Source organism: Carnobacterium divergens DSM 20623 (genome assembly GCF_000744255.1).
GTDB lineage: Bacteria > Bacillota > Bacilli > Lactobacillales > Carnobacteriaceae > Carnobacterium > Carnobacterium divergens.
The window spans coordinates 393,343-417,518 of the sequence record NZ_JQLO01000001.1; the positions used below are offsets into that span (position 1 = coordinate 393,343).

Sequence of the window (24,176 nt, forward strand, 5' to 3'; positions counted from 1 at the left end):
TCCCCTCTCGCTTATTTTTGGATGAGGAGCGTAAATCATGAAGAAAAAAATTACCGTTGGAATAGTATTTTTTATGTTGATTGTCTTATTAGGAGGATCCCTTACATACTTAGGATTATTTTCTAAGACAGTTGAGAATAAAGAACAAAAAGATCAAGTTTCTCGGATGACAATTGCATTAGTCAACGAAGACGCTGGGACTGATTTTCAAGGAAAGCAGTTTTCATTAGGCGAAAATTATACAAAGAAGGTCGAACAAGATACGAAACAAAACTGGTATTTGGTAAGTAGAAGTATTGCAGAGAGTGGATTAGCAAACGATACATACAATCTGATGATTGTGATTCCTAGTAACTTTTCAGAAAATGTGTTTAGCCTGAGTTCCGTTGCGCCAGAAAGAACCGAAATCAGTTATAAAATTAATGCGAATGGAAATAAGGATGTTGAAAATGAGGCTTTAAAAGTTGCTAAAACGACTATTTCTGAATTAAACAAAGAATTGGTGGATGTCTACATTGCTTCAATTTTAGACAATTTATATACAGCACAAAAAAATGTTGGAAGTGTAGTTGCAAATCAAAAAGAAAAAGTAGGGATTTACAGCAATTCAGTTTTTAAACCAGTAGATGGCTACACGAAACAATTTGAAGGACTTAAGGAGTCAGGTGATACCTCAGTTAAAGGGTTAGATGACCATAGTAAATTATTAGCTAGCTATTTAGAATCTGTTGTCGGCTACAATAAAAGTCAAACGGGCTATGATGATAACTTACAAAAGTTGATTGAAACCCAATTGAAAAACCAAGAAGATTATAAAGCATTTAGCGAAGAGATCAATAAGTACAATTTGCAATTATCAAGCGAGGAAACACAGGAATTATATGATCGCTTAGTGACCGAAAATAAATTGATAGGCAATGAATTCACTAAAACAGAAGAAACCTCTTTATTAAATCAAGTGGATAATGCTGGAAATTATATTACAGAAGTTGAAAAGACCGTTGAGTTGCAAAAAAATGCAATTGATGAGTTGCTTGCAGATAATAAAAAAGCGTTAGACGAAATTGTTCGAACAAATTTAAAAGAGATTTATGGACTTAGTGAGGCAGATTCTAAGTTAACGTTAGAAAACTTGCTACAAGGTGAAGAGGGCATGCCAGAAAGTAAATTGGCAGCAATCAAAGCAGAAGAATTCGAACGCTTAAATGCATTATCTTCTAAACTAGCTACTTTACTCTATTTAGATGGAGCAATGCTGGAAAGTAGCGTTTATTTAGATGGTGGAACGAAAGATTTTATTCAAGTAGAATTGGAAAAAATTAATAACTACCTCAATAAAGAGCGTGGAACAAATAATTTTAAATTAAATCTTCACGAAGGTGAAATATTAACAATAAATCCAGATGATTATGAACCAGTAAATAATGAGAAAATAGCTAAATTAGATGGGTTAAAACAACAATTAAATCAAAAAGAGTCAACCATTTACACGAAGACGATCGTAGAAACTTCATTAGTAGATTATTCATTTGAAAAAAATATTGATTTAAGTTTGACCGTTCCAAGTGGAGTTTTGATAAATAAAGTATCTATCATTGATTCAAAGGGTGACGAAATTGATCTTGATAAGGAACAAATTCAAAATGGAGCAATTAATTTACTCGGTATATTAAATGACAAGAAAAATCCAAGAAAATTAACCCGTCATTTAACGATGGCAATTGAGTATCAGCTGGATTTAAATGCTGAAGAAATTGGAATTGAAGAAGCGCCAAAAGACAAACTTCAATTATCAGTCACGCCGTATCTAGGAATTACGACTGGACCGCTTCCTATTGGTGGAAAGCCGCCAGAGGAAATTGAAACAAATCCGAATGACTTTGTCCCGGGTAAGCCATTTGAGAAAAAAATAACCTTACCTTTCAATGCCATCAATACAAAAGAGTATCGTCGAACATTAAAAACATATCATAAATTGATTGGTGAATATCAACAAGAGTATAAAAATGGGGTTCAAGAATTGTCCGTTTTATTCGGTACTTTGAATGAAGATGGAAGCTCTACAAAGCCAAGAAATGCATCACGGTATTACAATGAATTACGTAATGATACGGATGTTTTTGGCATTATTACAAGATTAATGATGGTTCCTGTTACGAATACGTATAACGATTATTTAGCTGATTTTATCACGTATCAAGAAGCCGCAACGAAGATGGCTGCTCAATTAGAAGAGTTGAATCAAAAGATGGTTGATACAACAGAAACAACCAAAAACTTAAATCAAGAAGTTGACAATCAGCTTGAAAATTTAAGTAAATGGCAAAAAGAAATGGCTTCAATTGAAAGCAACGAAATGAGAACAAGCCTTTTAACCGAGAGTGAACATGAAACAACTAAAATGCTTCACGAAGAATTAAAAATGCTGGTTCAAGAAAGTGAACGTTTAAAAGAAACTTCTGAATCCAACATTGAGTCTGCAAATTCCATTAAAAAAATCTTTGATGATTTTAATGAGGATACGGTCGCTATTCAAAAAAGTGGGGAGAATGTAACCGCTAATACAAAAGATTTAATGGGTCAATTTAAAAAACAAACAGACAACCATACAGATTTTTCTAAAACCTTTAATAAAGTCTTAGAAAACGGACAACAAAATGGGGTTTTAAATAATCAGTTTGTTGATTTTCTTTCAGCTCCAGTAAGCGAGCAAGACAATGGTCGCATTTCAAGTGGGGATACGTATTACCCTTATTTGATTATTGTAGCGTTGTTTATCACAAGCATTTTCACTTCTTACGTGCTTGATTTAAGTGTTTGGAAAATGAGAAAAGTCAACAGTTTCCAAGAAGAAGACAACTTGGCTATTCGAAATCTGCCAATGGTATTACTAGGAGTTACGGCAGCGATTATTGAAGGCCTAGTAATTGGTATCTTAAGCTTTAGAATGCAAGGATTAAATGGAGACATTCAGTTAACTTGGCTAGCCAATATTATTCTGCTACAAATTGTGTTTGTTCTGCTAACGTCGTATCTTTTAAGACAGTTTAAAATGCTTGGAATGTTTATGAACCTCGTGCTATTTACAGCCTATTTATTACTGACGGATGCCGTTGGAAGAGCGATCGATTCAAGCAGTATTTTCTATAAAATTAGAACGTTTTCTCCCTTATACCAAGGAGAATCAATCTTATCAAATGTATCCAATCAAATTCAAACAACCAATCACTATTTGCTTTATTTAATCGGAGCAATTCCGTTGTTGATTTTACTCAATTTAGTTGTTTGGCTACCGAATTTCAAAAAGAAAACCAAAGTGGAAGGAGAAGAATAAATGTTAAAACCAAAGGGATTCATCGTTCAACTTGTTTTCTTTTGTTCCTTTTCTCTTTCTAGTCCACTCGTTTTTGCAGAAGAAACGCGCTTAGAAAACAATCAACTAGATATGAAAGTAGATCGCATTGAGCAAACAACAACGAATCAAAATCAAGAAACGACAAGCGCTGCTGATTTATTTGATGAAATTGAAAATCAAATGTATCAAGAACGTGTGAAAACCAAAGAGGAATTAGAAAAACAGGAGCAAGAACAACGCTTTACCAAAAAAACAGAGAAAGTAGTCCTTTATTCAGATAAAGATTATTTTAATAAATCTGTAAATGAAGAAACAGACACAGTGAAGCCAGATACTCAATTAGCAGCAAAAACGAATGCAGACGAAACAGAAGAGTTGGATTCGTCTGTGCTATTGATTACTGGAGGAAGCTTGAGTGTTCTCTTAGCAGGCGCTTTTGTTTCAGTAACTAATTACCGTAAAGGAGTTTAATGATGGATCAAAAATATCATATTAATATCACTATCTGTTATCAAGATCATCCAGAAAAAGAATACGATTTAAGAGTTTCAACACATCAAACCGTAAAAAAATTCATTTTAGATTTAGATGAAACATTGCATATTGTTAGACAAAAGGCGACTACTTTTCAATTAAAGGTAGAAAATAAAGGCTTGCTTTTATCGGACAATCAACGCATCCATGATTTTCCAGTAACGACTGGCGATAAAATTTTTATTTACTAAGAGAGATGAGGGAAAAACGTGAAGGAAATAAGCAGAATTACCTTTGAAGATAAAACAATTGAAATTGAAAAAGAAGCAACCAATTGGTTCGTTAAAATTAAAAAATCAGAAGCAACCTTAAAAAATGAAAAAGAAATTAACCTTTTAAAAGAAAGCCAAACGGGATTTTTACCAGTAGAAATCAAGATTGAAGAAGACAGTTTTGACTTTATGTTCCAGCCAGCGAAAACGATGCTGTCATTTAGTGAAGTGGCTGAAAAATCACAAGCAGATAAAATTAGAGCTGCTAGTAATTTTGCAGCATTTTCGGACTATATTGGCAGTCAATATACATTTTTCTTAGACCCAGAAAATGTCTTATTTGATCAAAATTTACTCCCTGTGATTGCTTATCGTGGCTTGAAAAACGGGTTGCCACCAGCAGAATTAACCGAAGAAGGATTTTTAAGACAGTTTAAATCGATTGTGATTGCGCTATTTTCTAAAAAGCAAACCTTTGAGTCACTTTACAATGGGAATTTAGAACGTGCCAAAGAAACGCTTTTTATTAAGACAATTGCCCGTAGTAAATCTGTAGCAGAAATCGTAACGTATTTAGAAGATCAATACCAATCAACCTTAGCGGCAGATCAGAAAAATATGCGAATTGTTTCTAAAAAACGCTATATGCTCTATAAGCAATTAACCATCTGGTTTAGTGTTGTCATGCTTTTATTGTTGATTCCACTTATTTATTTAGTCGGCTTTTCAATGCCTCATCAAACAAAATTATTACAAGCAGACACAGCCTTTTTAAAAAATGATTACGAGAAAGTCATTCAAATTTTACAACCAATTGAAACCAGTAAAATTGATGCGACTCAAAAATACGAGTTGGCGTACGCATATGTTCAAGGAAAAGATTTAACAGAAAAACAAAAAGCCTTTATCATGAAAAACATTAGCTTAAAATCAGCAGATAGCTATTTAACCTACTGGATTGAAAATGGTCGTGGAAATCTTGGCAAAGCGCTAGATCAAGGAAAAAAATTAGAAGATCCAGACTTGATTCTTTACGGACTTCAACAAAAAATGGAACAAGTTAAAAACAATCCTAAGCTTTCAGGAACTAAGCGTGAAAAAATGCTAACAAGCTACCAAGATCAATACGATAAATACAAAGAAAAATTTGAAAAAAGTGAGCAAGAAGGTCAAACTTCCGATGGCTCTAACTTAGGAACCGAAACCACTAACGAGTAAAAGGAGGGCTACCAAGCGTGAGCAAAGAAAAAGTAATAATTAAAACAGAAAACGAAATCCATCAGTTGTCATTAGATCAAAAGTTAACCTATCAAATTGGCAATCAAGTGGCTTTTGATGTCTATGTAAAGGATGAAGGCGACGAAAAATTGTCGCTTTCATTTAATGCTGAAAAGAATAGCTGGGAATTAGTAAATACCCAGACCAACATCTGCCTTGAAATTGGAAAAAACAAAAAGCAAAGTGTGTCGTTAAATAATAAAACAATCACGGTTGATTGGATAGCAGATTCAACTATCATTCCGTATCAACTGACTAAAAAATCAAATTGGCATATCAGTAACGATAAAACAGCCCTAGTCCAGCTAGCGATGGATCAGCATGAAAAAATTTTAGTTACAAAAGGACCCTATGGCTGGGAAGTTAATCCATTAAATGGGGAAGTATATGTCAACAATAAAAAACAACTAAAGCCTGCCGTCTTAGAAAATGGCGACTTTATTTATGTTGCTGGCGCCTTTCTTTATTTTTATGATGAAGAGCTCCATATTGCCAATGGCGACAAGTTTACGATTCATTTGCCTCAATTAGTGCAATCCAGCTATGATTTTTATGATGAATACCCAGACTATCACCGTTCACCAAGAATCATTTACCGTGACCCAGAAGAAAAGGTTACAATCGGAACACCAGATGCCGCGCCATCTAAACCAAGTGAACAGTTACTAAAAACGATTTTGCCACCATTAGTGATGTTATCTATGACCATTTTAATGGCAATTATTCAACCACGTGGTTTGTATGTATTAGTATCAGCTGGAACCACAGTTATGACCGTTATCTTTTCTATTTCAAGCTATATTAAGAGTCGGAAAAAATACAAGGTAGACATGAAAGACCGCGTTCGGATTTATGAAGAGTACTTAACGAGTAAAAGCAAAGAGCTACATCAGGTTAATCAAGAGCAACGGACAGGTAAGCTGTATCATTATCCAGATGTTGAAACACTATCTAAGATGATTACTCAGTACAACCACCGCATCTATGAAAAAACGCCCCTTCATTTTGACTTTTTAAATTACCGTCTAGGCTTAGGTAAGGTCAAATCAAGCATGGAGGTTAGTTATTCAGGAAGTGACGGTCAAAAGAAATTAGACGATTTAGAAAAAGAGGGCTTTAATCTTTATCAAGATCATCAACGAGTGGATGGTGTTCCCATCACAACCGAGCTAACACTTGGACCAATTGGCTATATCGGGCCACGTCCGTTAGTGATTGAACAGTTGCAATTATTAGTGAATCAATTAGCCTTTGCACATAGTTATCACGATTTACAATTCATCACGATTTTTCCAGAAGAAGAGCTAGCGCAATGGAGCTGGATGCGTTGGTTGCCACATGCAACGTTACAGGATATGAATGTTCGTGGCTTTGTGTATCATCAACGTAGCCGAGATCAAGTCCTAAACAGCTTAACGCAAATTTTAAAATCTCGTCAAAACGCAAAAGATGAAGGGGGTAGAGACGCTGAAAGTACGATCTTTACACCCCACTATGTGGTGCTTATCACCGATGTTAAATTAATTTTAGACCATACCATCATGGAGTTCTTTAACGAAGACCCAACCGCTCTAGGTTGTAGCATTATCTTCGTTCAAGACGTGCTAAGTAGCTTATCTGAAAATGTGAAAACGGTGATTGATATCCGTGACCGTAATACTGGTGTGATGGTCTTAGAAAACGGCGATTTAAAAAATACGGAATTTAAGCTAGATCATTTCCCAGAATGCTTTGATAAAGAACAGATTCCTCGCACACTCGCTCCCTTAAATCATTTACAAAACTTAAAAAACAGTATTCCAGAAGCCGTAACCTTCTTAGAAATGTATGAAGTAGATCGCTTTGAAGAATTAAATGTTTTAAGTCGTTGGGCTAGCCACTCGCCTCATAAAAGTTTGGCAGTTCCCTTAGGCTTACGAGGGAAGGAAGATTTAGTCAATTTAAATCTTCATGAAAAAGCCCATGGACCACATGGGTTAGTTGCCGGTACAACCGGTTCTGGGAAATCGGAGATTATCCAAAGTTATATTTTAAGTTTAGCGGTTAATTTCCATCCATACGACGTTGCCTTCTTACTAATCGATTATAAAGGTGGGGGAATGGCGAATTTATTCCGGAACTTGCCACATTTATTAGGAAGCATCACCAACTTAGATGGCGCTCAAAGTATGCGTGCCTTGATTTCCATCAATGCCGAATTGAAACGCCGTCAACGATTATTCTCTGAAAATAACGTCAACCATATCAATCAATACCAAAAGCTGTATAAAGAAGGCGAAGTAAGTGATCCAATGCCGCATTTATTCTTAATCAGTGATGAGTTCGCGGAGTTAAAATCAGAACAGCCTGAATTTATGAAGGAGCTGGTTTCAACTGCTCGTATCGGACGTTCCTTAGGGATTCATTTGATTTTAGCGACTCAAAAACCAAGTGGTGTGGTGAATGAACAAATCTGGAGTAACTCGAAATTTAAGCTAGCGCTTAAAGTAGCGGATAAATCCGATTCAATGGAAATGCTTAAAACTCCTGATGCGGCAGAAATTACCTTGCCAGGACGTGCGTATTTACAAGTCGGAAATAATGAAATTTACGAATTGTTCCAAAGCGCATGGAGTGGAGCGGATTACAATCCAGATAAGGAAGACAGCCAAGCGGAAGATTTAACGATTTACGCGATTAATGATTTAGGACAATACGAAATTTTAAGTGAGGATTTAAGTGGGTTGGAAAACAGTGACGAAATGAAAACTGTCCCAACGGAGTTGGATGCCGTAATTGATGGAATCCACGACTTAACGGTGGAAGAGGGGATTGAATCCTTGCCAAGACCGTGGTTACCGCCACTTGAAGAGCGTTTGTATTTGCCAAACTTAGATGCCGTAGACTATAAAGAATTCTGGGCAGGGGAAAAAGGAACGTTAGAACCTGTTGTCGGAATTGCGGATATTCCAAGTATGCAGGCACAAGAAACATTTAGATTAAACTTGTCTAAAGAAGGTCATTTAGCTGCCTTTTCAAGTCCAGGCTATGGAAAATCAACCTTCCTACAAATGATTCTAATGGGCTTAGCGCGTAAGCACAATCCCGCTCGTTTACACGCCTATTTAATGGACTTTGGCACAAATGGATTATTGCCATTGCGGGGATTGCCTCATATTGCCGATACCATGAATAGCGATGAAGACGAAAAAATTGGGAAATTCATCCGTCGGATGGAAGCTGAAATCAAGCTTCGTAAGAAGATGTTAAGCCAATACGCCGTAGCGAATATGGAAATGTATGAAAAAGCTAGTGGCAATGAAGAACCGAGCATCGTGATTTTAGTGGATGGATTCGAAGGCTTTAAAGGAATGAAATATGAAGATGTCTTAGAAAAAATCTTCACCCAAATCGCCCGTGAAGGTGCTGGAATTGGCATTCATTTACTAATTACTGCAGGACGTCAAAGCAGTATGCGCTTGAATTTACAAAGCAATATCAAGTTGCAATTAGCGATGAAACTCATCGATGACAACGAAGCGAAAAATATTGTTGGGAGAACTCAACTAGCAATAGATGATCTACCGGGTCGAGGGCTAGTCAAATTCGACGAACCAGCCTTATTCCAAGCGGCATTGCCAACACTTGGAGAAGATACGCTGGATATTATCGAAGCGATTCGAGAAGAAGCCAAAGAGATGGATGCGTATTGGACAGGAGAGAGACCAGAGGAGATTCCGATAATGCCTGAAGTGATTAGTTTTAATGATTATATTGAGCGTAAACTTGTTTTAGAAAGATTAAAAGATAAAGCTAAATTCCCAATAGGTTTAGAATTTGAAGAATTAGCACCTTACTCGCTAGAAAAAGGATTTGGCTCAAATAAAATAATTGTTTCAAGTAATAATCAAGATCAATTTAACTTAATGAAAACAATTGCTAATATTATAGAAATTAAAAATCAAGGTAATATGATTCATATATTTGATAATGAACAGGGAAGTTTATCTGCTTATGAAAATAAAGAGTATGTTGGCAGTTATATTACTGACAAAGAAGAAATTGAAGACTTTTTTGAAGGTTTAAATAATGAAGTTAATTTAAGACAAAAAGAATATAAACGAATTTTAGCCGAAGAAGGACTAGAAAAAGGAAAAGAAATGATAGCGGCATTACCATATCATATATTGATGATTTCTAATATTGGTGAGTTTGGGAGTAAGTTAAGTAAAGAAGCAATAGTAGATATAATGAATGTGTTTGAAAAAGGGAATGAACTAGGTATTACCTTTATTATATCAGGAACGCCAGCAAACTATGGCCAAAATTATGATGAATTTAGTAAAGCTGTAAAAGCTTTAAATAGTGGCTATTTGTTAATGAAGTATGGCGATCAAAGTATACTCAAAGCAACTAATCTTGGTTACAATACCTTAAAACCTTTGCCTAATGAAGTTTATGTAATTAATAATGATCAAGCAGAGCATTTTAAGATGCCAACTATCTAATTTAATTTCAGAGGAGAATTTAATATGTATGATCAATATGGAATGGCAAAACAACAAGAAAAAGCAGCAAAATCAAGAGAAAAAGATAAAAAAGAAAGAAATGCTAAACAACGTTCTAAATGGAACGAAGAACGTACTAAAGTAAAAAAAGAGAAAGAAACGGCAGAAACTAGACGTTCAAGTTTAGAAGAAGAATTGGCTAAACTTGAACAGGCAAATACAGATATTTTTGTGCTTTTTGATGAAATAGGAGAAAATGTAACAAAAAAAATATCAGAAATAAACAATAATAAAGTATTTATAGAACCAAATTACGCTGGTGGTTATGTTAAAGATATAAAACGAGAATATAAAGGTGGTATTAAATATAAACTTAATACAGTCTTAGAATATTTCAATTACTATTCAGAAAATTACGAAATAATAAAATCAGAACTTGATGAGAAAATTGAAAATATAGGAAATAAAATAGCAAAATTAAATGGAAGGATTTTACAAATAGATTATATAATTGATGTAACGTATGCAGATTAATTAGTTTGGGGGGAAATAGGTATGGAAGGTACGGGTTATGAATTTAAGGTTGATTTAGAAGAATTGGAGAATCAAAGAGAAAAGTTAAAACAAGTTTTTTCGTATGTTCATAATGGTTTAAAAAATATTGATGAAGCTTTACAAGGTGTAGAAGATAAAGGAATTAAAGGGAAATCTGCTGATAGTATAAATGAATTAATGGAAATTATAAGATCAGATGTCATTTCAGTATCAGATAGTTATAATAATTTATTGATTTCTAACATCAATGTAGCGAAAGTAGTTTTCAAAGAACTATAGGAGGGAGTATATAAAAATGGTAGCGAAAAATTACTTTCAGGCACCAGGTAGTCCAGAACCCGATTTATCAAAAAATAACTTATCAAGTAATGTTCCAGGTATGCCTGATCCACCTGATAAAAAAAATTCATCTGGTCCATCAGCTAATATAAAAAGCCCAGAAGTGATGACAAGAAATGCAGGTAAACAAATCTTAATGAATAAAGTAAAGATTCAAGAAGATATTTGCTTAAATATTCTAATAGGTACAAATCAAATTAAAGAAGGTAAGAAAATTTTAGGCGAAATTAAGGGCAATATTACAGAAGATATTTGGAAATCGAAATCTGCTAAGGAATATCAAAAATATTTAGAACAATATGAATTGTATATTGATCAATTAGCTCAATTTTTTAATAATTTTTCAAAAAAATTAATTGATAATGCGGAAGTTTTTGAAGAACTTGATACGTTGATGCAAAAGCAACTTAATTTTGAAGATTGGAGACCTGAATAAATGGGGGACAAAAGAATTATTTTGGATGATCAGATGTCAAAGGACCATCTTAATTTAAAAAGTGCTATTGAAAATTTTTCAGCTATTATGACTAATTTTTATACTAATTTAGATAAAGTAGATGAAGTTAAATCAAGCACTAAAATAGCTAAAGGTAATTATTTAGGTTTTAATAAAAAGGAATCTGACCTGCACACTAAAATAAATTGTGCAACAAGAGAGTCTTTTTCAGAAGAATTATATGCAGATTTAGCTACTATCGAAGGAATTATGACAAACACTGTAACTACATCTAAAATAAATGATAATGCTTTAACAGTTCAAATTACTGAAAGAATAAATGAGTTAGAAATAATACAAAAAATTATAAAAGAGTACGATGAAACTATTTCAAATAGTGGAGATTTATCTAACCCTAGTACATTGGCTAATCTTACAAAAGTTCGAAGTACATCAGGAATTAATGATATTGCAGGAGCAATAGAAGCAAAACAAAATCGTTTGAAAAATAGAATTGGAAATAAATATTTTACTGATGCTGAGTTAGCAAAAATGATCAAAGAAATATATGGAGAGCCTGTTGCCACCGATAATATGGAAGAATTTTTAAAATATGCTCGTTATACAATGTTGACGGATAATTATTTAGCTAGTATATTTAAATTAGCGAATGGAAAATCCATAACTGATTTCCAAGGTCTTTTAGTGCAGGATAAAGACGGTAAGTGGCGATTTGTTATAAAATCTAAAGATAACAAATGGAGTGCGACAATTATTGATTTGGATAATTTAGGTGATGGAGCTTATTTTAGTCCTTTGTCCGATGTGAATCCTAAAGGTACTGGTTCTGTAAAAGGAAATAAACCAACAATGGGGTTTGATAGTGGACTTAATACGAAAGGTGGCATCAAGGGGAGCCTTTTTAAAGTTGAAGATAATGATGGAAACTCTGTTTCAATGGGAAATGCAAATGTAGGGGCTAACATTAACCAAAAAGGAATAAATTTCGGATTAGATGCTAGTTTAATAGAGACAAATAGTACGCTAGTTTTCCATGAAAATGATCTATATTATTACCAAACAGAACTAGGTGTTACAGCTTTATCAGCTTCTGTGGGAGGATCATTGACAACACACGGATTTAAATTAAAAACGCCAGGTTTGGTTAGTATATCAGTTGGAATTGGGAAAGTTGATAAAATTGATACTGATTTTAATAATTAGTAACTAGGAGGAAATAAGCTTGAAAAAAAAATTATTAATAGGGGTGACTTTATTATTTCTGTCAGGTTGTTATAACTCTACGAATAAAGTTATAGAATCTGATAATACCTCTAAAAGTAGTGAAAATAAAATAAAAAAAGCAGTAATTATTTTTGATAACACTTATAGATTAGTCTATAATAATAATCAAGAAAAAAATGAAGTTGACAAAACTAATATGGTTGAAATGAAACCTTTGTTAATTAGAAATTTTGAAAAAGTTGAAAATAAAATAAATAAATCTATGGAAATAAATGTTGTACCATTAACTTATACTATTACTAGCAATCAAAATGGTAAATTTATTACTTTTAATATATTTGTAATAAACACAACTGACAAAGAGATAACTAACTTTGAATCAATTATGACGTTTAGTTTTACTGATAATTCATACAGTTTTTCTGACTCATTAAATATGAAAGATATTGATATGGATAAATTATCACGTAATGAAGGAGTTATAATTTCCTATTCTCAAAGCATTGTAGACCAATCTGAAGAATATTTTAATAATCTTAAACTTGAAGATATTAGTATTAATTTAAGTGAAGTAAAAATAGATAGAAATTAGTATTTAAATGTGGTTGGAAATTAAATAATTTGGTTTTTATTTTAAAACAATATTAAATACTGTAGCACTACTAGGAGGAAATAAATTTGAAGAAAAAATTATTAATAGTTGTTTTTTTAATATTCTTTACAGGCTGTTATAATACTATAAATAAAAATAAAAAAAATACAGAATCAGATAATATTTCAAAAGGTAGTGAAAATAAAAAAAAAGCAATAATTATTTTCGATAATAACTATAGGTTGGTATATAATAGTGCTCAAGAAAGAAATGAGATTGACAGAAAAGCAATGATTGAGGCTAAACCATTGTTAATAGAAAATTTTAAGAAAGTCAAAAATAAAATAGATGATAGCCTGTCAATTAATATTTTACCGTTATCCTATATTTTAAAAACTAATCAAAATAGTAAATACATTTCTTTCAATTTATTTGTTATAAATACCTCGGATGAAATTATTACGAATTTTAAAACTAAGGCGAATTTTAGTTTTGTGAATAATCCTTATAAATTTTCATTTGTAACTGAAATGCAAGATGTTGGTATGGAAAAATTATTGCCTAATGAAGGAGTTATAATTTCATATGAAGAAGATATTACTGATCAACCAACAGAATACTTTAATACTCCCCAACTTGAAGATGTTAATGTTAATTTAAGTGAGTTGAAAATATTTTAGCATGAGAAGGATAAACAGATATAGAATGAAATAATTATTGATTTCGATAGTTTAGATGATAGTGCTTATTTTAGTTCTTTATCGGATATGAAAATTAAAATGAAAAGGTTTGTCAAAGTAAATAAATCAAATTTTTTTAAGATAGACGATAATAATGACAGTTTTTTAGTTAGAGTAAGTTTTGAAATTAATGTTAGTCAAAAATTGTTTTTATTACTACCAAACAGAGATAACGATTTCAATTGTTGGACTATTAAAAACTAGGAGGAAATGAGTTTGAAAAAAAAGTTATTAATAGTAATTACTATAATATTTCTTTCAGGTTGTTATAAGACAATAAATAAGACTGAAAAAAATGTGGAAGTAGAAGGTATTTCGAAAGATAGTAGTACAGCAATAAAAAAAGCCCTTATTATTTTTGATAACACTTATAGGCTAGTATATAATAATAGTCAAGAAAAAAATGAAGTTGATAAAAAAGCTATGGATGAAGCTAAACCGTTATTAATTGAAAATTTTGAAATAGTAAAATATAAAATTGATAAATCGAAAAAAATTAATATTTTACCATTATCATACAGTTTGATAACTAATCAAAGTGGTAAGCATTTATCTTTAAACTTATTTATTATAAATACTTCTAATGACAAAATTGTTAATTTTAGGGCTAATGAAAATTTTAGTTTTTCTAATAATCCATATAGCTTTTCTGATACCTTAGAAATGAAAGATATTGGTATGGAAAATTTATCGCCAAATGAAGGAGTGATTTATTCATATGAACAAAATATAACCGATCAACCAGAGGAATATTTTAATAATCTTAAGCTTAAAGACATTAATATTAACTTAAGTGAATTGGAAATTTAAAAATAGTAAATTGAAAGAAAAAATATTTTAAATGACAATAGTTATTTTTATGTTCGAACTATTTTCTAACGATTTTAATTTACTATTAATAGGGAGAGATTTAATGAAAATAAAATTACCAAAATATATGGAAAAGGATTTAGAAAAAAATGACTTAAATATTTTAAAAGAAATTGAAAAAGAGTTAATTTCTTCAAAACTTACAAATGATATCTGTATTTTTTCTGATAAGGTTTATTTGAATGGAAAGAAAATATCTGTACCTCTCATTTTTTTTAATAATACCGATAAAATAATTGGCGATATAGAAATAAAAGTTGCTTTTTCGATATATGGAAAAGTAATTTTTAATGGTGCTATTGCATTTAAAAAAGATATGTATGATAAATTACTTCCTCAAGAGGGGGTATTGGATTATTGGATACTTGAATTAGCTGGAGAACAAGGTGAAATGGAGATAATAGAATTAAAGAAAGATGAGTTTAATTTACAAATAATAGAGTGCCATGAAATTTGTTATGAATAAATAAATTTTTATTATAGTTAAAAGGAGATTAATAAAATTGAATCAACTCTATAAAAAATTGGACACACTTGTACAGTACATGATTGGAATTCAGATTTTTGCAACCATTGCTATTCTGATTGGTGGTTTTTATATTAAAAGTCAAATTTCTTATATAGATGTAAATATGGCTGTATTTGTTATCAAAGCATTAGCTCAAGGAATTATCTCGGTGGTTGTTTTGTGTAAAGAAAAAGAAGAGCCTTCGATGGGAAAAGCAATGTTAGCCTTAATTTTAGCTGTATCAATAGGATTTGTTCGTTTTTCAATTATGTTATCTAGTGGTCTTTATGTCAGTTACGGATTATCTGGTATTGCTCTTGTAATAACAGCAATTGTATTAATTGTTTATCAAGCAAAATATGATGGATTAAAAGGATAATTTTCAGTTGCTTAGGCTACTCAAATTAAAGTCAATTAATTGAGTAACCTAAGTTTTAATTAAATAATTAGATTACATTTGTAATAGTACATAATTTGAAATTTTGGAATAAGTTGTATGAATTATTTATGAGAACAGGAAGAGTAGTAAAGTAACGATTTTAGAAGACGGCACGTATATGATAAATGACGTTAAGCAATTAAAATCGGAAGTGGATATTTTATTTGGAAAATTAGGAGCAGAAGCAAATGCTAATAAAAAAGTTAAGCCGAGTATATCTTCCAAAGGAAAGGTAAAGTCGTGAATTAGTATAGGTGGAGATTTTTCAGCAGAGGCTGTGGCCATGCAGTTAGTTCAAAATGGAGTGCCGTTGGTTTCTATTAATAATGGAGATGTAGAAGTATTGAAGAATACGCAAACCAACTTTGTAAGACAGTATAGTTCTGGAACATTCAATATTACAAAAGCAGGTGAGGGAAATCTAGGTATTAATCTTTCAGCAGGAGTAGATCTGGCATCTATTGAAAGTAAAGTTATTGAAGTAAAAATACCAGGTACTCCTTACTATGTGGCGGTTAAGGTTAGTGGAAATATTGGAATGGGCTATACCTTTACTCCTATAAATTCTGATGGTTGGAAATACGCTGGTGAAATAGGTGCAACTCTGGGATTTGGAGGAAAAGTAGGTACTGAATTTGGTAATAAAGACTATTCAAAAGATTCGATTAATGATTTTGATTTTTAAAAAGTAGAAATGGAGTTAGTGGCTAAGATGAAAAAAACATTATTATTATTCATGTTCCCATTTTTAATTTTAGTTGGTTGTAGTGGAAATGAAGTTCAATTCGAAAAAGAACCGAGTAATACTAAATCAAACAAATCACAGGAGGAAAAAATTTTGAAAGAAAATGACTCTGAAAATTCAAAAGTAATGGACATAAGTGAGTATAATTATAAAATTCCTGAAGCTGTAATAAAGCAAAATAACCAACAATTATTAAATTCTTTTGCTACTATGAAAAAAGTATTTATTGATGAAAAGAGTAAAGAATATAAATCGCAAAATTCAAGGTTCGATGTGATTCCGTACGAGGCTGGTTATAATAAAGAAAGGAAAAAACTTGGCGTAGTTGTACTTCTGGTAAATGTTAGTGGAAGAGATATTGATAATGTTGAATTTAATTTAGATTTATATTTAAATACTGAAAATTATCCTCAAATAAACAAACAAACAGTGAAAATCACTAAAATAAATACAGGTGGAATAGCTGCCAATACTATTATGCCCTATCCTATAAGATTTGACGATGTTGATTTGGATTTAGAATCTGAAAATTTCAGTTCTACCGATTTTGCTGGAAGTAATATGAACAATCTAATAATTAGGTATGAAGATTGATGGATAAAAAAGTCAATAAAATGTTTAGTAAATTAATAAATTTAGCAATGATTATGTTTATGATTCAAATAGTAACGAGCATTTGGATGATTTTAAGAATTTTTGTGTATGATGTTCCAAATTCTTTTTTTGATTTTTCAAAAAGCAATTTAATATCGTACATTATTCAAGTAATTATCCAAGGAATTATTATGCTATTTTTACTCAATTTAGAAAAGAAGAATCCTAAAGTATGGATAGCACTTCTTCTTTTTTTATTAGCCAATTATTTGGGTAGTATACGATTTACCCTAACATTGAACAAACAGAAAACACCTTTATAGTTCTCCAATTTTATACAATGGATGGAATCCAATTAACATTGAGTTTTATTTTACTGATAAAACAAATTCGTTATAGTAATCAAACAAGGGCACGTAAACAGTCTTTTTAAAGTCAATTATTTATAATAAATTAAATGATTTTTGAGACATGACTAAGTGTAGAAATTTATTGATTTATTCATTTTCCCTTTCATATTTTTTAGGTTAAATTATAAATTTCTGTCGATTATATAAAAATCATTCTCAAAGTTATTAATATGAAAATGTTTGTTTTTTTATATGATAATCAATTAAATTCCAAATATATCTAATTATTATTTATTTAGTGTTTTTTTAGCAGGATGTTCAGCAAAAAACGTAGAAAAAGAAATAAATGGAAGTGATTTGATAAGCTCTTTACTAGAGAATGAGTTGAAATTAAAAGACCCTAAGAATGTTGTGAATGAGAGCTATAAAATGGGAAATTAGCATTTCACCCTGATATTACAATTATTTTTCATGAAAATGATTTATATTACTATCAAACAGAGCTTGGCGTCTCAGCCTTATCGGCTTCTGTTGGTAGATCATTAACAACTGAAGGTTTTAAATTAAAGACTCCAAGTTTGGTTAGTATATCAATTGGGGTTGGTAAAGTAGATAAAATTGATACTAATTTTAATCATTGAGTAACTAGGAGGAAATAAAATTGAAACAAAAATTATTAGTAGGGCTGATTGTTATTTTAATGATACTTACTGGTTGTCATAATGTTACAAATAAAAGTGAAGAAGATAGTTCTAAAAATAATGAAGATGAAATAAAAAAAGCTATCATTGTTTTCGATAATAAGTATAGATTGGTATTTAATAAAGGGCAGGAAAAAAGTGAGAGTGATCAAAATACCTTGAATGATGCAAAGCCATTACTTATTGAAAATTTTGAAAAAGTAAAAAATAAAATAAATACTGAAAAATCAATTAATATTTTGCCTTTATCTTATACGTTAACGACAAATCAGAATGGAAAATTTATTTCATTTAATTTGTTTATTGTAAATACTTCAAGTGAAAATATTTATAATTTTAAGACTGATACGATTTTTAGTTTTGTGGGTAATCCGTATGAATTTTCTTATATAACAGAAATGAAAGATATTGGTATGGATAGGCTATTAAATAATGAAGGAGTTATTGTCTCATATGACCAAAAGATCACTGATCAACCAGAAGAGTATTTCAATAATCTTAAACTTGAAGATATTAATATTAATTTAAGTAACATAGAAATTGAAAATAGTAAGTAATAAATAAAAAAATAGCTGAATGATTTTAAAATATACTATACGGAGAATTTTGATGAAAATAAAATTACCAAAATATATGGAATAGGATTAAAAAAAAGCTTAAATAGTTTAAAAGAAATTGAAAAAGAGTTAGTTCCTTCAAAACTTACAAATAAAATCTGTTTTTTTGACACAAACAAGATAATAAAGGAGGTTCAAAATGAGAAATAAATTAGTGGGGGTAGGAGTCTGTTGTATTTTGTTTTTAGGAGGTTGCTATCTATCAAAAAATTATAGCTATGAAGAAATCACAAAGGGTGGAAAAATAGATGTCGAGAAAGCTGAGGCCTCTGGGTATGTAAGTTTAGAAGAAAAAGAAAAATTAGGCTATTACACAATTGAAAGTTCAGCTAATAAAAAGGTTCAAAAGAAAGCGCTAGAACAGAAAAATGAACTTTTTGATCATCTTAAACCTCAAATTGAAGCAAGTTTAGGAGGAAGAGAAGTTGAAATGTTAGGAGTCAATTCACCTTTTCCATATGAGGCTGTAAATGTTTCCTTTAGAAGCAAAGAAGAACCTATTGTGGCCGATTCAGTGACAATTGGATTGTCAGATAATGGCTACTTTGAAAAAGGGGCGATAAAAAGCGATGCCCCTTCAGGTTTTATGGAAAAAACAGTAGAAGGTCTATATGTGATGGCGTATCGAAAAGAAATTCAAGAGATGAAAGAATATATTAAAAAAGAATACCCGCAATATGAAGCTTATCCAGTAAACATGAGAAATTCTGCTCATCAAATAAATGAATATATAAATATAAGTATTTCGTATAAAATTGGTGATGTTGATAATAATGATTTATCACGGGCAGAGCAGAAAGAAATTTTTGAATTATATAAAAAGAATAAAAATAGAACAGATGAAGAGTGGAAAACTATTTTTGAATCAAAGAATCATTTAGATTATTTAATATATTTAGATATTGTAATAAAAAATGGAACTACTTTACCAACAGAACTAATGGTTTATGAATTATTAGATGATATGAAAAGTAACTTATTATTTGAAAAAGGTATTTCTTATGGGGTAATGTTAAATTCTAATTTTCAGGATACTAACAATAATAGATCTTTATCATTTGTGAACAAAGCATACGTTTAAAAAAATAAGGGAGAAGAAATGAAAAATACAACAACACATGAAGACAGGATTGAATTAGATGAATTTTTTTTGTGAATCCAAAGTAATTTAGATAACTATTAAAAAGATAAAGATATCGCGTTAAGAAAAGCAGTATAAGTTAAGATAAATGGTATTAACTATGTTCCGAAGACTGAATTAAATCTAATTACGTTAATTAATAAAACAGATGAAGTAGCCGTTACCTTCGTAAAAACACTAGATATAACGGATGCACTGTCACTCATCAATACAACTCCTCCTCTATACGAAGTTTCAAATAGTCACCGACACAAAATTATTTTTACCATCCTGCCACCAAACTTTTAAAATCTCCCCATCGCATTTTCAAATAAAGTGCTATAATGAAAACTAGTAAAACCAAAGGAGGATATACATGGGAGAAGTTATCAAAACCTATCAAATGGATTCAAAAGTTCAAAAAAATAGATGGCTGATTTTGATTGCCATTGGTTTGTTTACGTTTATGTCCACACTAGATGGCAGTATTGTGAACATTGCGATACCGGTGATTTCAAAGGCTTTAAATGTGCCAATGAACCAATCGGAATGGATCGTGTCAGTATACTTAATGGCAGTTTGTATTTTTATTTTATTATTTGGAAAAATAGGAGATTTAATTGGGAAAATCAAAGTCTTTCGTTGGGGAACGTTTTTATTTGTCATCGGTTCGCTACTTTGTGGCTTTGAATTTAATTTGTCGTTTTTATTGTTTGCTCGAGTAGTACAGGCGATTGGGGCAAGCATGACGATGTCGACCAATTATGGAATTATCACGGAAATTTTTCCGATTAGCGAACGTGGGAAGGCTTTGGGCTTAATTGGGTCCTTCGTTTCGTTAGGCAGTATTGCAGGGCCAGGTATTGGAGGCATTATTTTAGCTCATTTTGGTTGGTCGTATATTTTTTGGATCAATGTTCCAGTGGGCTTGATTACGATTTTAATGGGAATCAAGATTTTACCTGAAGATTTATTTTTCCGAAAAGAAACGATTGATTACAAAGGTTTTCTTGCCTTTGCATGTATGATTGGCAGTTTGTTTATCGGGATTTTTATTGGGCAAGAAATTGGATTTGGCCACGCTTTGATTTTAGGGCTTTTTGCAGTTGCTATTTTGAGCTTTGTAGCATTTATTCGAATCGAAAAGAACGTGAACAAACCGCTAGTTGATTTAAGCTTGTTTAAAAATGGCTTATTTTCGGTTAGCCTATTTTGTGCCTTTTTGATTTTTGTGGCAAATTTCTTTTTTAATGTAATGATGCCTTTTTATTTACAAGGAACAAGAGGATTGAATCCAAGTCAAGCGGGACTTTTATTGATGGTCTTTCCATTAGTAATGGTGATTGCAGCACCCATTAGTGGGAGTTTATCGGATAAGGTCGGTAGAGAATTGCTGACGTTTATCGGGTTGGCACTAACGACGATTGTACAGTTAGGCTTTGTCTTTATTGATGGAAATACGAATATTGCAGTCTTTATTTTGATGACGGGAATTATGGGGCTGGGAAGTGCACTCTTTCAATCACCAAATAATGCGATTGTCATGTCTTCTGTTTCTAAAAAGGAACTGGGAATTGCGGGCAGTTTAAATTCCTTGGCTAGAAACTTAGGAATGGTCTTTGGCATTTCTTTTGCGACGACGATTTTGTATGTTGCTATGAGCAATAAATCAGGATACAAGGTAACCACGTATTTAGCAGATCAGCCAGAATTATTTGTTTACGGAATGCATGTGACTTTTGGGGTTGCCTTTGTGATTTGCTTAGTCGCAACCATTTTAACCGGACGACGCTTACTAACTGCAAAAGGGAAATCCGCTTAATAAAAAATGTTTATAAGCTAGGGATAAAGCTGGCTTATAAACATTTTTACATAGTAAGATGCTTAATTTTTTGTTAAATGTTGAAGGATAAAATAGGGAAGTCATTGCAACCTTTTGTGTTTACAAGTAAAATAGAACAAGACAATAATGATGAGAGTAGGTTAATGAAAAATGCCAAATTCTTCAATAAATATGGAAGAAGCCGTAGTGGAAGAACAAACGGCTCAGGAAAAGATGATTCGTGGCTCAGCTTGGATGACTGCAGGCAGTATTTTTTCAAGGGTATTAGGCGCTATTTATATTATTCCTTGGATGGCTTGGATGGGCGGTCAAGCAGAGTTAGCGAATGGCTTGTTTGCTAAGGGATACAATCCCTATTCGCTTTTCTTAGTGATTGCAACAGCAGGTGTACCCTCGGCAATTGCTAAACAAATTTCCTATTATAATGCTCTTGATGAGTATCAAACGGGACGGAAATTGTTTAAAAAAGGCATGATTCTAATGGTAATTACTGGGATTATTTGTTTTTTAGCGATGTATTTACTCGCTCCTATTATGGGGGTTGGAAATCCCGATGAAATTAAGGTGATTCGTTCGCTTAGTTGGGCGTTGTTGATTATTCCAGGGATGAGTTTGATTCGTGGCTATTTTCAAGGGTATCAAGAGATGGCACCCTCAGCGATTTCGCAGCTGATTGAACAGTTTGCTCGTATTATCTTTATGTTGGCTGCAACTTTTTTAATTATGAAAGTTTGGCATGGCGAAATGGTAGATGCGGTTACGGCTTCAACTTTTGCTGCTTTTATCGGAGCCATTTTTAGTTTAGCAGCGTTAGGGTATTATTGGTTGCGTCAAAAGGATCGAATGGATGTCCTTGCAGCAGGAAGCTTAAATCAAATTGAAATTTCAACGAACCAGATTTTAGTGGAGATGGTCAAAGAATCCATCCCATTTGTGGTTATTGGTTCAGGAATCACCTTCTTCCAGTTAATCGACCAATACACCTTTGAAAAAATTGTGCTAGCTACGTCAAAAATTACGTCAGATGAAGCAAAAACGTTGTTTGCGTTGTTTGCATTTAATGCTAATAAATTGATTATGATTACCATTTCTATTGCAGTAGCAATGGCGGTTACCTCAATTCCGTTGATTACGGAGGCCTTTACTAAAAATTTAGGCAAAGAAGTGCGTAAGCAAATTTCAACGAATATTCAGTTATTTTCATTTATCATGTTCCCAGCTGCAATTGGCATGGCGATTGTTGCAGAACCATTGTACACGTTGTTTTATAAGCACAGTGATTTAGGAACAACGATTTTACAGCTTTCATCGTGTATGAGTATTATTTTAGGACTATTTACAGTTTTATCTGCGCTTCTTCAATCCTTGAATCAAAATCGTTATGCGATTTTCTGTTTAATTGTAGGGATTGGTGTTAAAGGTGCAGTTCAGTATCCGTTAGTATCGATGTTCCAAGCTCAAGGAGCACTTTATGCAACGATTTTTGGTTTTACGGTGTCTTGCGCGATGATGTTGGTATCATTACAAAAGTTAACCCATTTTCATGTGAAATTTGTGCTAAAACGATTGTTGCTGATTGTGATCATGACCGTGATTATGGCACTTGTAACGATTGTGGTTCGGGAAGCTTGTTACTTGTTTATTAGCCCGATGGATCGTGGTTTGGCATTAGTCGTGATGCTCTTATCAGCAGGCGTTGGTGGTTTTGCTTATATGTATTTGACGTTAAAAACAAGACTGGCTGATCGTTTACTCGGTGATAAGGTTGCAGGCTTAAGAAGAAGATTGAAAATCAAATAACCAAAAAGGTATCTGGAATTGATGGAAATACTCCATGTTGCAGGTATCTTTTTTAGAAGGGAAGTCTGACATGCGTTTAGATAAATTTTTAGCCCATACAGGCTTTGGTACAAGAAAAGAAACAAAGGATTTATTGAAAAAAAAAGCAGTTGAAGTGAATGGTGTATGCGTAAAGGATGGCAAATTTCAAGTTAAACCGTTTGTCGATCAAGTGGCTGTTTATGGTGAAGTAGTAGCGTATCAAGAATTTATTTATTTAATGCTGCATAAGCCACAAGGGGTTGTAAGTGCGACGATTGATAATGTGAATCCAACAGTAATTGATTTGTTGACGCCGGCTGAGCAAAATTTTGAGCCTTTTCCTGTTGGACGTTTGGATAAAGACACAGAAGGTCTGTTAATTTTAACTAATGATGGTGTGTTAGCTCACGAGCTGCTTTCTCCTAAGAAGCATGTTGCAAAGCGCTATGAAGCTACTATAGAAGGAATTGTTACGCAAGAGGATAGTGATGCTTTTAAAAAAGGGGTTGTCTTGTCTGACGGCTACCAATGCCAAGCAGCAGAGCTAGAAATTGTCAGTGTGATGCCTGACGAAGGGACTTCCTCGATTTTTGTGACAATTCATGAAGGGAAATTTCATCAAGTGAAACGAATGTTTGAAGCTTGTGGAAAAAAGGTTGTCTATTTAAAACGAGTCGCCATGGGATTGTTGGAACTAGATCCTACCTTACCACTTGGCAACTATCGACCGCTCACACAAGAAGAGCTGAATTTATTAAAAGGAATAGACTAAAAAAGAGAGACACTTCATTTTAT

The 24,176-nt window shown here is 32.2% G+C and carries 22 protein-coding genes; all 22 read left to right on the forward strand.

The genetic code is table 11. From position 1 onward, the window contains the following. The first annotated feature begins 37 nt into the window (after positions 1-37). The 22 genes from esaA to BR52_RS02095 all read left to right on the forward strand — a co-directional run bounded on the left by esaA (position 38) and on the right by BR52_RS02095 (position 24,153). Positions 38-3,334 carry a type VII secretion protein EsaA gene (esaA, locus tag BR52_RS01990; RefSeq protein WP_034568653.1) on the forward strand — a complete coding sequence of 1,099 codons (3,297 nt, stop codon included), beginning with the start codon at positions 38-40 and terminating at the stop codon, positions 3,332-3,334. Next, positions 3,335-3,826: a hypothetical protein gene (locus BR52_RS01995; protein ID WP_034568655.1), complete on the forward strand. Its 492-nt coding sequence runs from the start codon at positions 3,335-3,337 to the stop codon at positions 3,824-3,826. It begins immediately after the preceding gene. Positions 3,827-3,828: 2 nt separating this feature from the next. Next, positions 3,829-4,080, forward strand: coding sequence for an EsaB/YukD family protein (locus BR52_RS02000; RefSeq protein WP_034568657.1), 252 nt, complete (start codon positions 3,829-3,831; stop codon positions 4,078-4,080). Positions 4,081-4,098: 18 nt separating this feature from the next. After that, positions 4,099-5,319, forward strand: a complete 1,221-nt coding sequence (gene essB, locus BR52_RS02005) for a type VII secretion protein EssB (protein WP_051915604.1) — start codon at positions 4,099-4,101, stop codon at positions 5,317-5,319. 17 nt (positions 5,320-5,336) lie between these two features. Continuing rightward, positions 5,337-9,866: a type VII secretion protein EssC gene (gene essC, locus BR52_RS02010; RefSeq protein WP_034568659.1), complete on the forward strand. Its 4,530-nt coding sequence runs from the start codon at positions 5,337-5,339 to the stop codon at positions 9,864-9,866. A gap of 24 nt (positions 9,867-9,890) precedes the next feature. Beyond that, the gene (locus tag BR52_RS02015) at positions 9,891-10,400 is read left to right on the forward strand and encodes a V-type ATP synthase subunit I domain-containing protein (RefSeq protein WP_034568661.1); all 510 of its coding nucleotides are present in this window, start codon (positions 9,891-9,893) and stop codon (positions 10,398-10,400) included. A gap of 21 nt (positions 10,401-10,421) precedes the next feature. Further along, on the forward strand, positions 10,422-10,700 hold the full coding sequence (locus tag BR52_RS02020; RefSeq protein ID WP_034568663.1) for a hypothetical protein: 279 nt from the start codon (positions 10,422-10,424) through the stop codon (positions 10,698-10,700). 16 nt (positions 10,701-10,716) lie between these two features. Then, entirely contained in the window at positions 10,717-11,196 is a 480-nt protein-coding gene (locus tag BR52_RS02025; RefSeq protein WP_034568666.1) for a hypothetical protein, read from the forward strand. Continuing rightward, positions 11,197-12,420 (forward strand): hypothetical protein, encoded by a 1,224-nt coding sequence (locus BR52_RS02030; protein WP_034568668.1) that lies wholly within the window; start codon positions 11,197-11,199, stop codon positions 12,418-12,420. Positions 12,421-12,439: 19 nt separating this feature from the next. Beyond that, positions 12,440-13,033, forward strand: coding sequence for a hypothetical protein (locus BR52_RS02035; protein WP_034568670.1), 594 nt, complete (start codon positions 12,440-12,442; stop codon positions 13,031-13,033). An 86-nt stretch (positions 13,034-13,119) separates the two neighbouring features. After that, positions 13,120-13,713, forward strand: coding sequence for a hypothetical protein (locus BR52_RS02040; RefSeq protein ID WP_034568672.1), 594 nt, complete (start codon positions 13,120-13,122; stop codon positions 13,711-13,713). A gap of 276 nt (positions 13,714-13,989) precedes the next feature. After that, the gene (locus BR52_RS02045) at positions 13,990-14,583 is read left to right on the forward strand and encodes a hypothetical protein (protein WP_034568674.1); all 594 of its coding nucleotides are present in this window, start codon (positions 13,990-13,992) and stop codon (positions 14,581-14,583) included. A 103-nt stretch (positions 14,584-14,686) separates the two neighbouring features. After that, positions 14,687-15,109: a hypothetical protein gene (locus BR52_RS02050; protein ID WP_034568675.1), complete on the forward strand. Its 423-nt coding sequence runs from the start codon at positions 14,687-14,689 to the stop codon at positions 15,107-15,109. Positions 15,110-15,146: 37 nt separating this feature from the next. Next, complete coding sequence (locus BR52_RS02055) at positions 15,147-15,530, forward strand: hypothetical protein (protein ID WP_034568676.1); 384 nt, start codon at positions 15,147-15,149, stop codon at positions 15,528-15,530. A gap of 343 nt (positions 15,531-15,873) precedes the next feature. Then, positions 15,874-16,275 carry a hypothetical protein gene (locus tag BR52_RS02060; RefSeq protein WP_034568677.1) on the forward strand — a complete coding sequence of 134 codons (402 nt, stop codon included), beginning with the start codon at positions 15,874-15,876 and terminating at the stop codon, positions 16,273-16,275. Between the two features lie 27 nt (positions 16,276-16,302). After that, positions 16,303-16,929: a hypothetical protein gene (locus tag BR52_RS02065; RefSeq protein WP_034568678.1), complete on the forward strand. Its 627-nt coding sequence runs from the start codon at positions 16,303-16,305 to the stop codon at positions 16,927-16,929. Then, complete coding sequence (locus BR52_RS02070) at positions 16,929-17,252, forward strand: hypothetical protein (RefSeq protein WP_034568679.1); 324 nt, start codon at positions 16,929-16,931, stop codon at positions 17,250-17,252. The genes BR52_RS02065 and BR52_RS02070 overlap by 1 nt, the downstream gene beginning before the upstream one ends. 688 nt (positions 17,253-17,940) lie before the next feature. Next, entirely contained in the window at positions 17,941-18,537 is a 597-nt protein-coding gene (locus BR52_RS02075) for a hypothetical protein (RefSeq protein WP_034568680.1), read from the forward strand. A gap of 199 nt (positions 18,538-18,736) precedes the next feature. Continuing rightward, positions 18,737-19,678 (forward strand): DUF1672 family protein, encoded by a 942-nt coding sequence (locus tag BR52_RS02080; protein ID WP_034568681.1) that lies wholly within the window; start codon positions 18,737-18,739, stop codon positions 19,676-19,678. 415 nt (positions 19,679-20,093) lie between these two features. After that, positions 20,094-21,539: an MFS transporter gene (locus BR52_RS02085; protein ID WP_034568682.1), complete on the forward strand. Its 1,446-nt coding sequence runs from the start codon at positions 20,094-20,096 to the stop codon at positions 21,537-21,539. Between the two features lie 171 nt (positions 21,540-21,710). Beyond that, positions 21,711-23,360, forward strand: coding sequence for a putative polysaccharide biosynthesis protein (locus BR52_RS02090; RefSeq protein ID WP_034568683.1), 1,650 nt, complete (start codon positions 21,711-21,713; stop codon positions 23,358-23,360). Positions 23,361-23,430: 70 nt separating this feature from the next. After that, positions 23,431-24,153: a pseudouridine synthase gene (locus tag BR52_RS02095; protein WP_034568684.1), complete on the forward strand. Its 723-nt coding sequence runs from the start codon at positions 23,431-23,433 to the stop codon at positions 24,151-24,153. Positions 24,154-24,176 lie beyond the last annotated feature (23 nt).

Coding starts and splice junctions, on each gene's coding strand:
- esaA (WP_034568653.1), top strand. CDS start 38: ATGAAGAAAAAAATTACCGTTGGAATAGTATTTTTTATGTTGATTGTC.
- BR52_RS01995 (WP_034568655.1), top strand. CDS start 3,335: ATGTTAAAACCAAAGGGATTCATCGTTCAACTTGTTTTCTTTTGTTCC.
- BR52_RS02000 (WP_034568657.1), top strand. CDS start 3,829: ATGGATCAAAAATATCATATTAATATCACTATCTGTTATCAAGATCAT.
- BR52_RS02015 (WP_034568661.1), top strand. CDS start 9,891: ATGTATGATCAATATGGAATGGCAAAACAACAAGAAAAAGCAGCAAAA.
- BR52_RS02020 (WP_034568663.1), top strand. CDS start 10,422: ATGGAAGGTACGGGTTATGAATTTAAGGTTGATTTAGAAGAATTGGAG.
- BR52_RS02025 (WP_034568666.1), top strand. CDS start 10,717: ATGGTAGCGAAAAATTACTTTCAGGCACCAGGTAGTCCAGAACCCGAT.
- BR52_RS02030 (WP_034568668.1), top strand. CDS start 11,197: ATGGGGGACAAAAGAATTATTTTGGATGATCAGATGTCAAAGGACCAT.
- BR52_RS02050 (WP_034568675.1), top strand. CDS start 14,687: ATGAAAATAAAATTACCAAAATATATGGAAAAGGATTTAGAAAAAAAT.
- BR52_RS02060 (WP_034568677.1), top strand. CDS start 15,874: ATGCAGTTAGTTCAAAATGGAGTGCCGTTGGTTTCTATTAATAATGGA.
- BR52_RS02065 (WP_034568678.1), top strand. CDS start 16,303: ATGAAAAAAACATTATTATTATTCATGTTCCCATTTTTAATTTTAGTT.
- BR52_RS02070 (WP_034568679.1), top strand. CDS start 16,929: ATGGATAAAAAAGTCAATAAAATGTTTAGTAAATTAATAAATTTAGCA.
- BR52_RS02080 (WP_034568681.1), top strand. CDS start 18,737: ATGAGAAATAAATTAGTGGGGGTAGGAGTCTGTTGTATTTTGTTTTTA.
- BR52_RS02085 (WP_034568682.1), top strand. CDS start 20,094: ATGGGAGAAGTTATCAAAACCTATCAAATGGATTCAAAAGTTCAAAAA.
- BR52_RS02090 (WP_034568683.1), top strand. CDS start 21,711: ATGCCAAATTCTTCAATAAATATGGAAGAAGCCGTAGTGGAAGAACAA.
- BR52_RS02095 (WP_034568684.1), top strand. CDS start 23,431: ATGCGTTTAGATAAATTTTTAGCCCATACAGGCTTTGGTACAAGAAAA.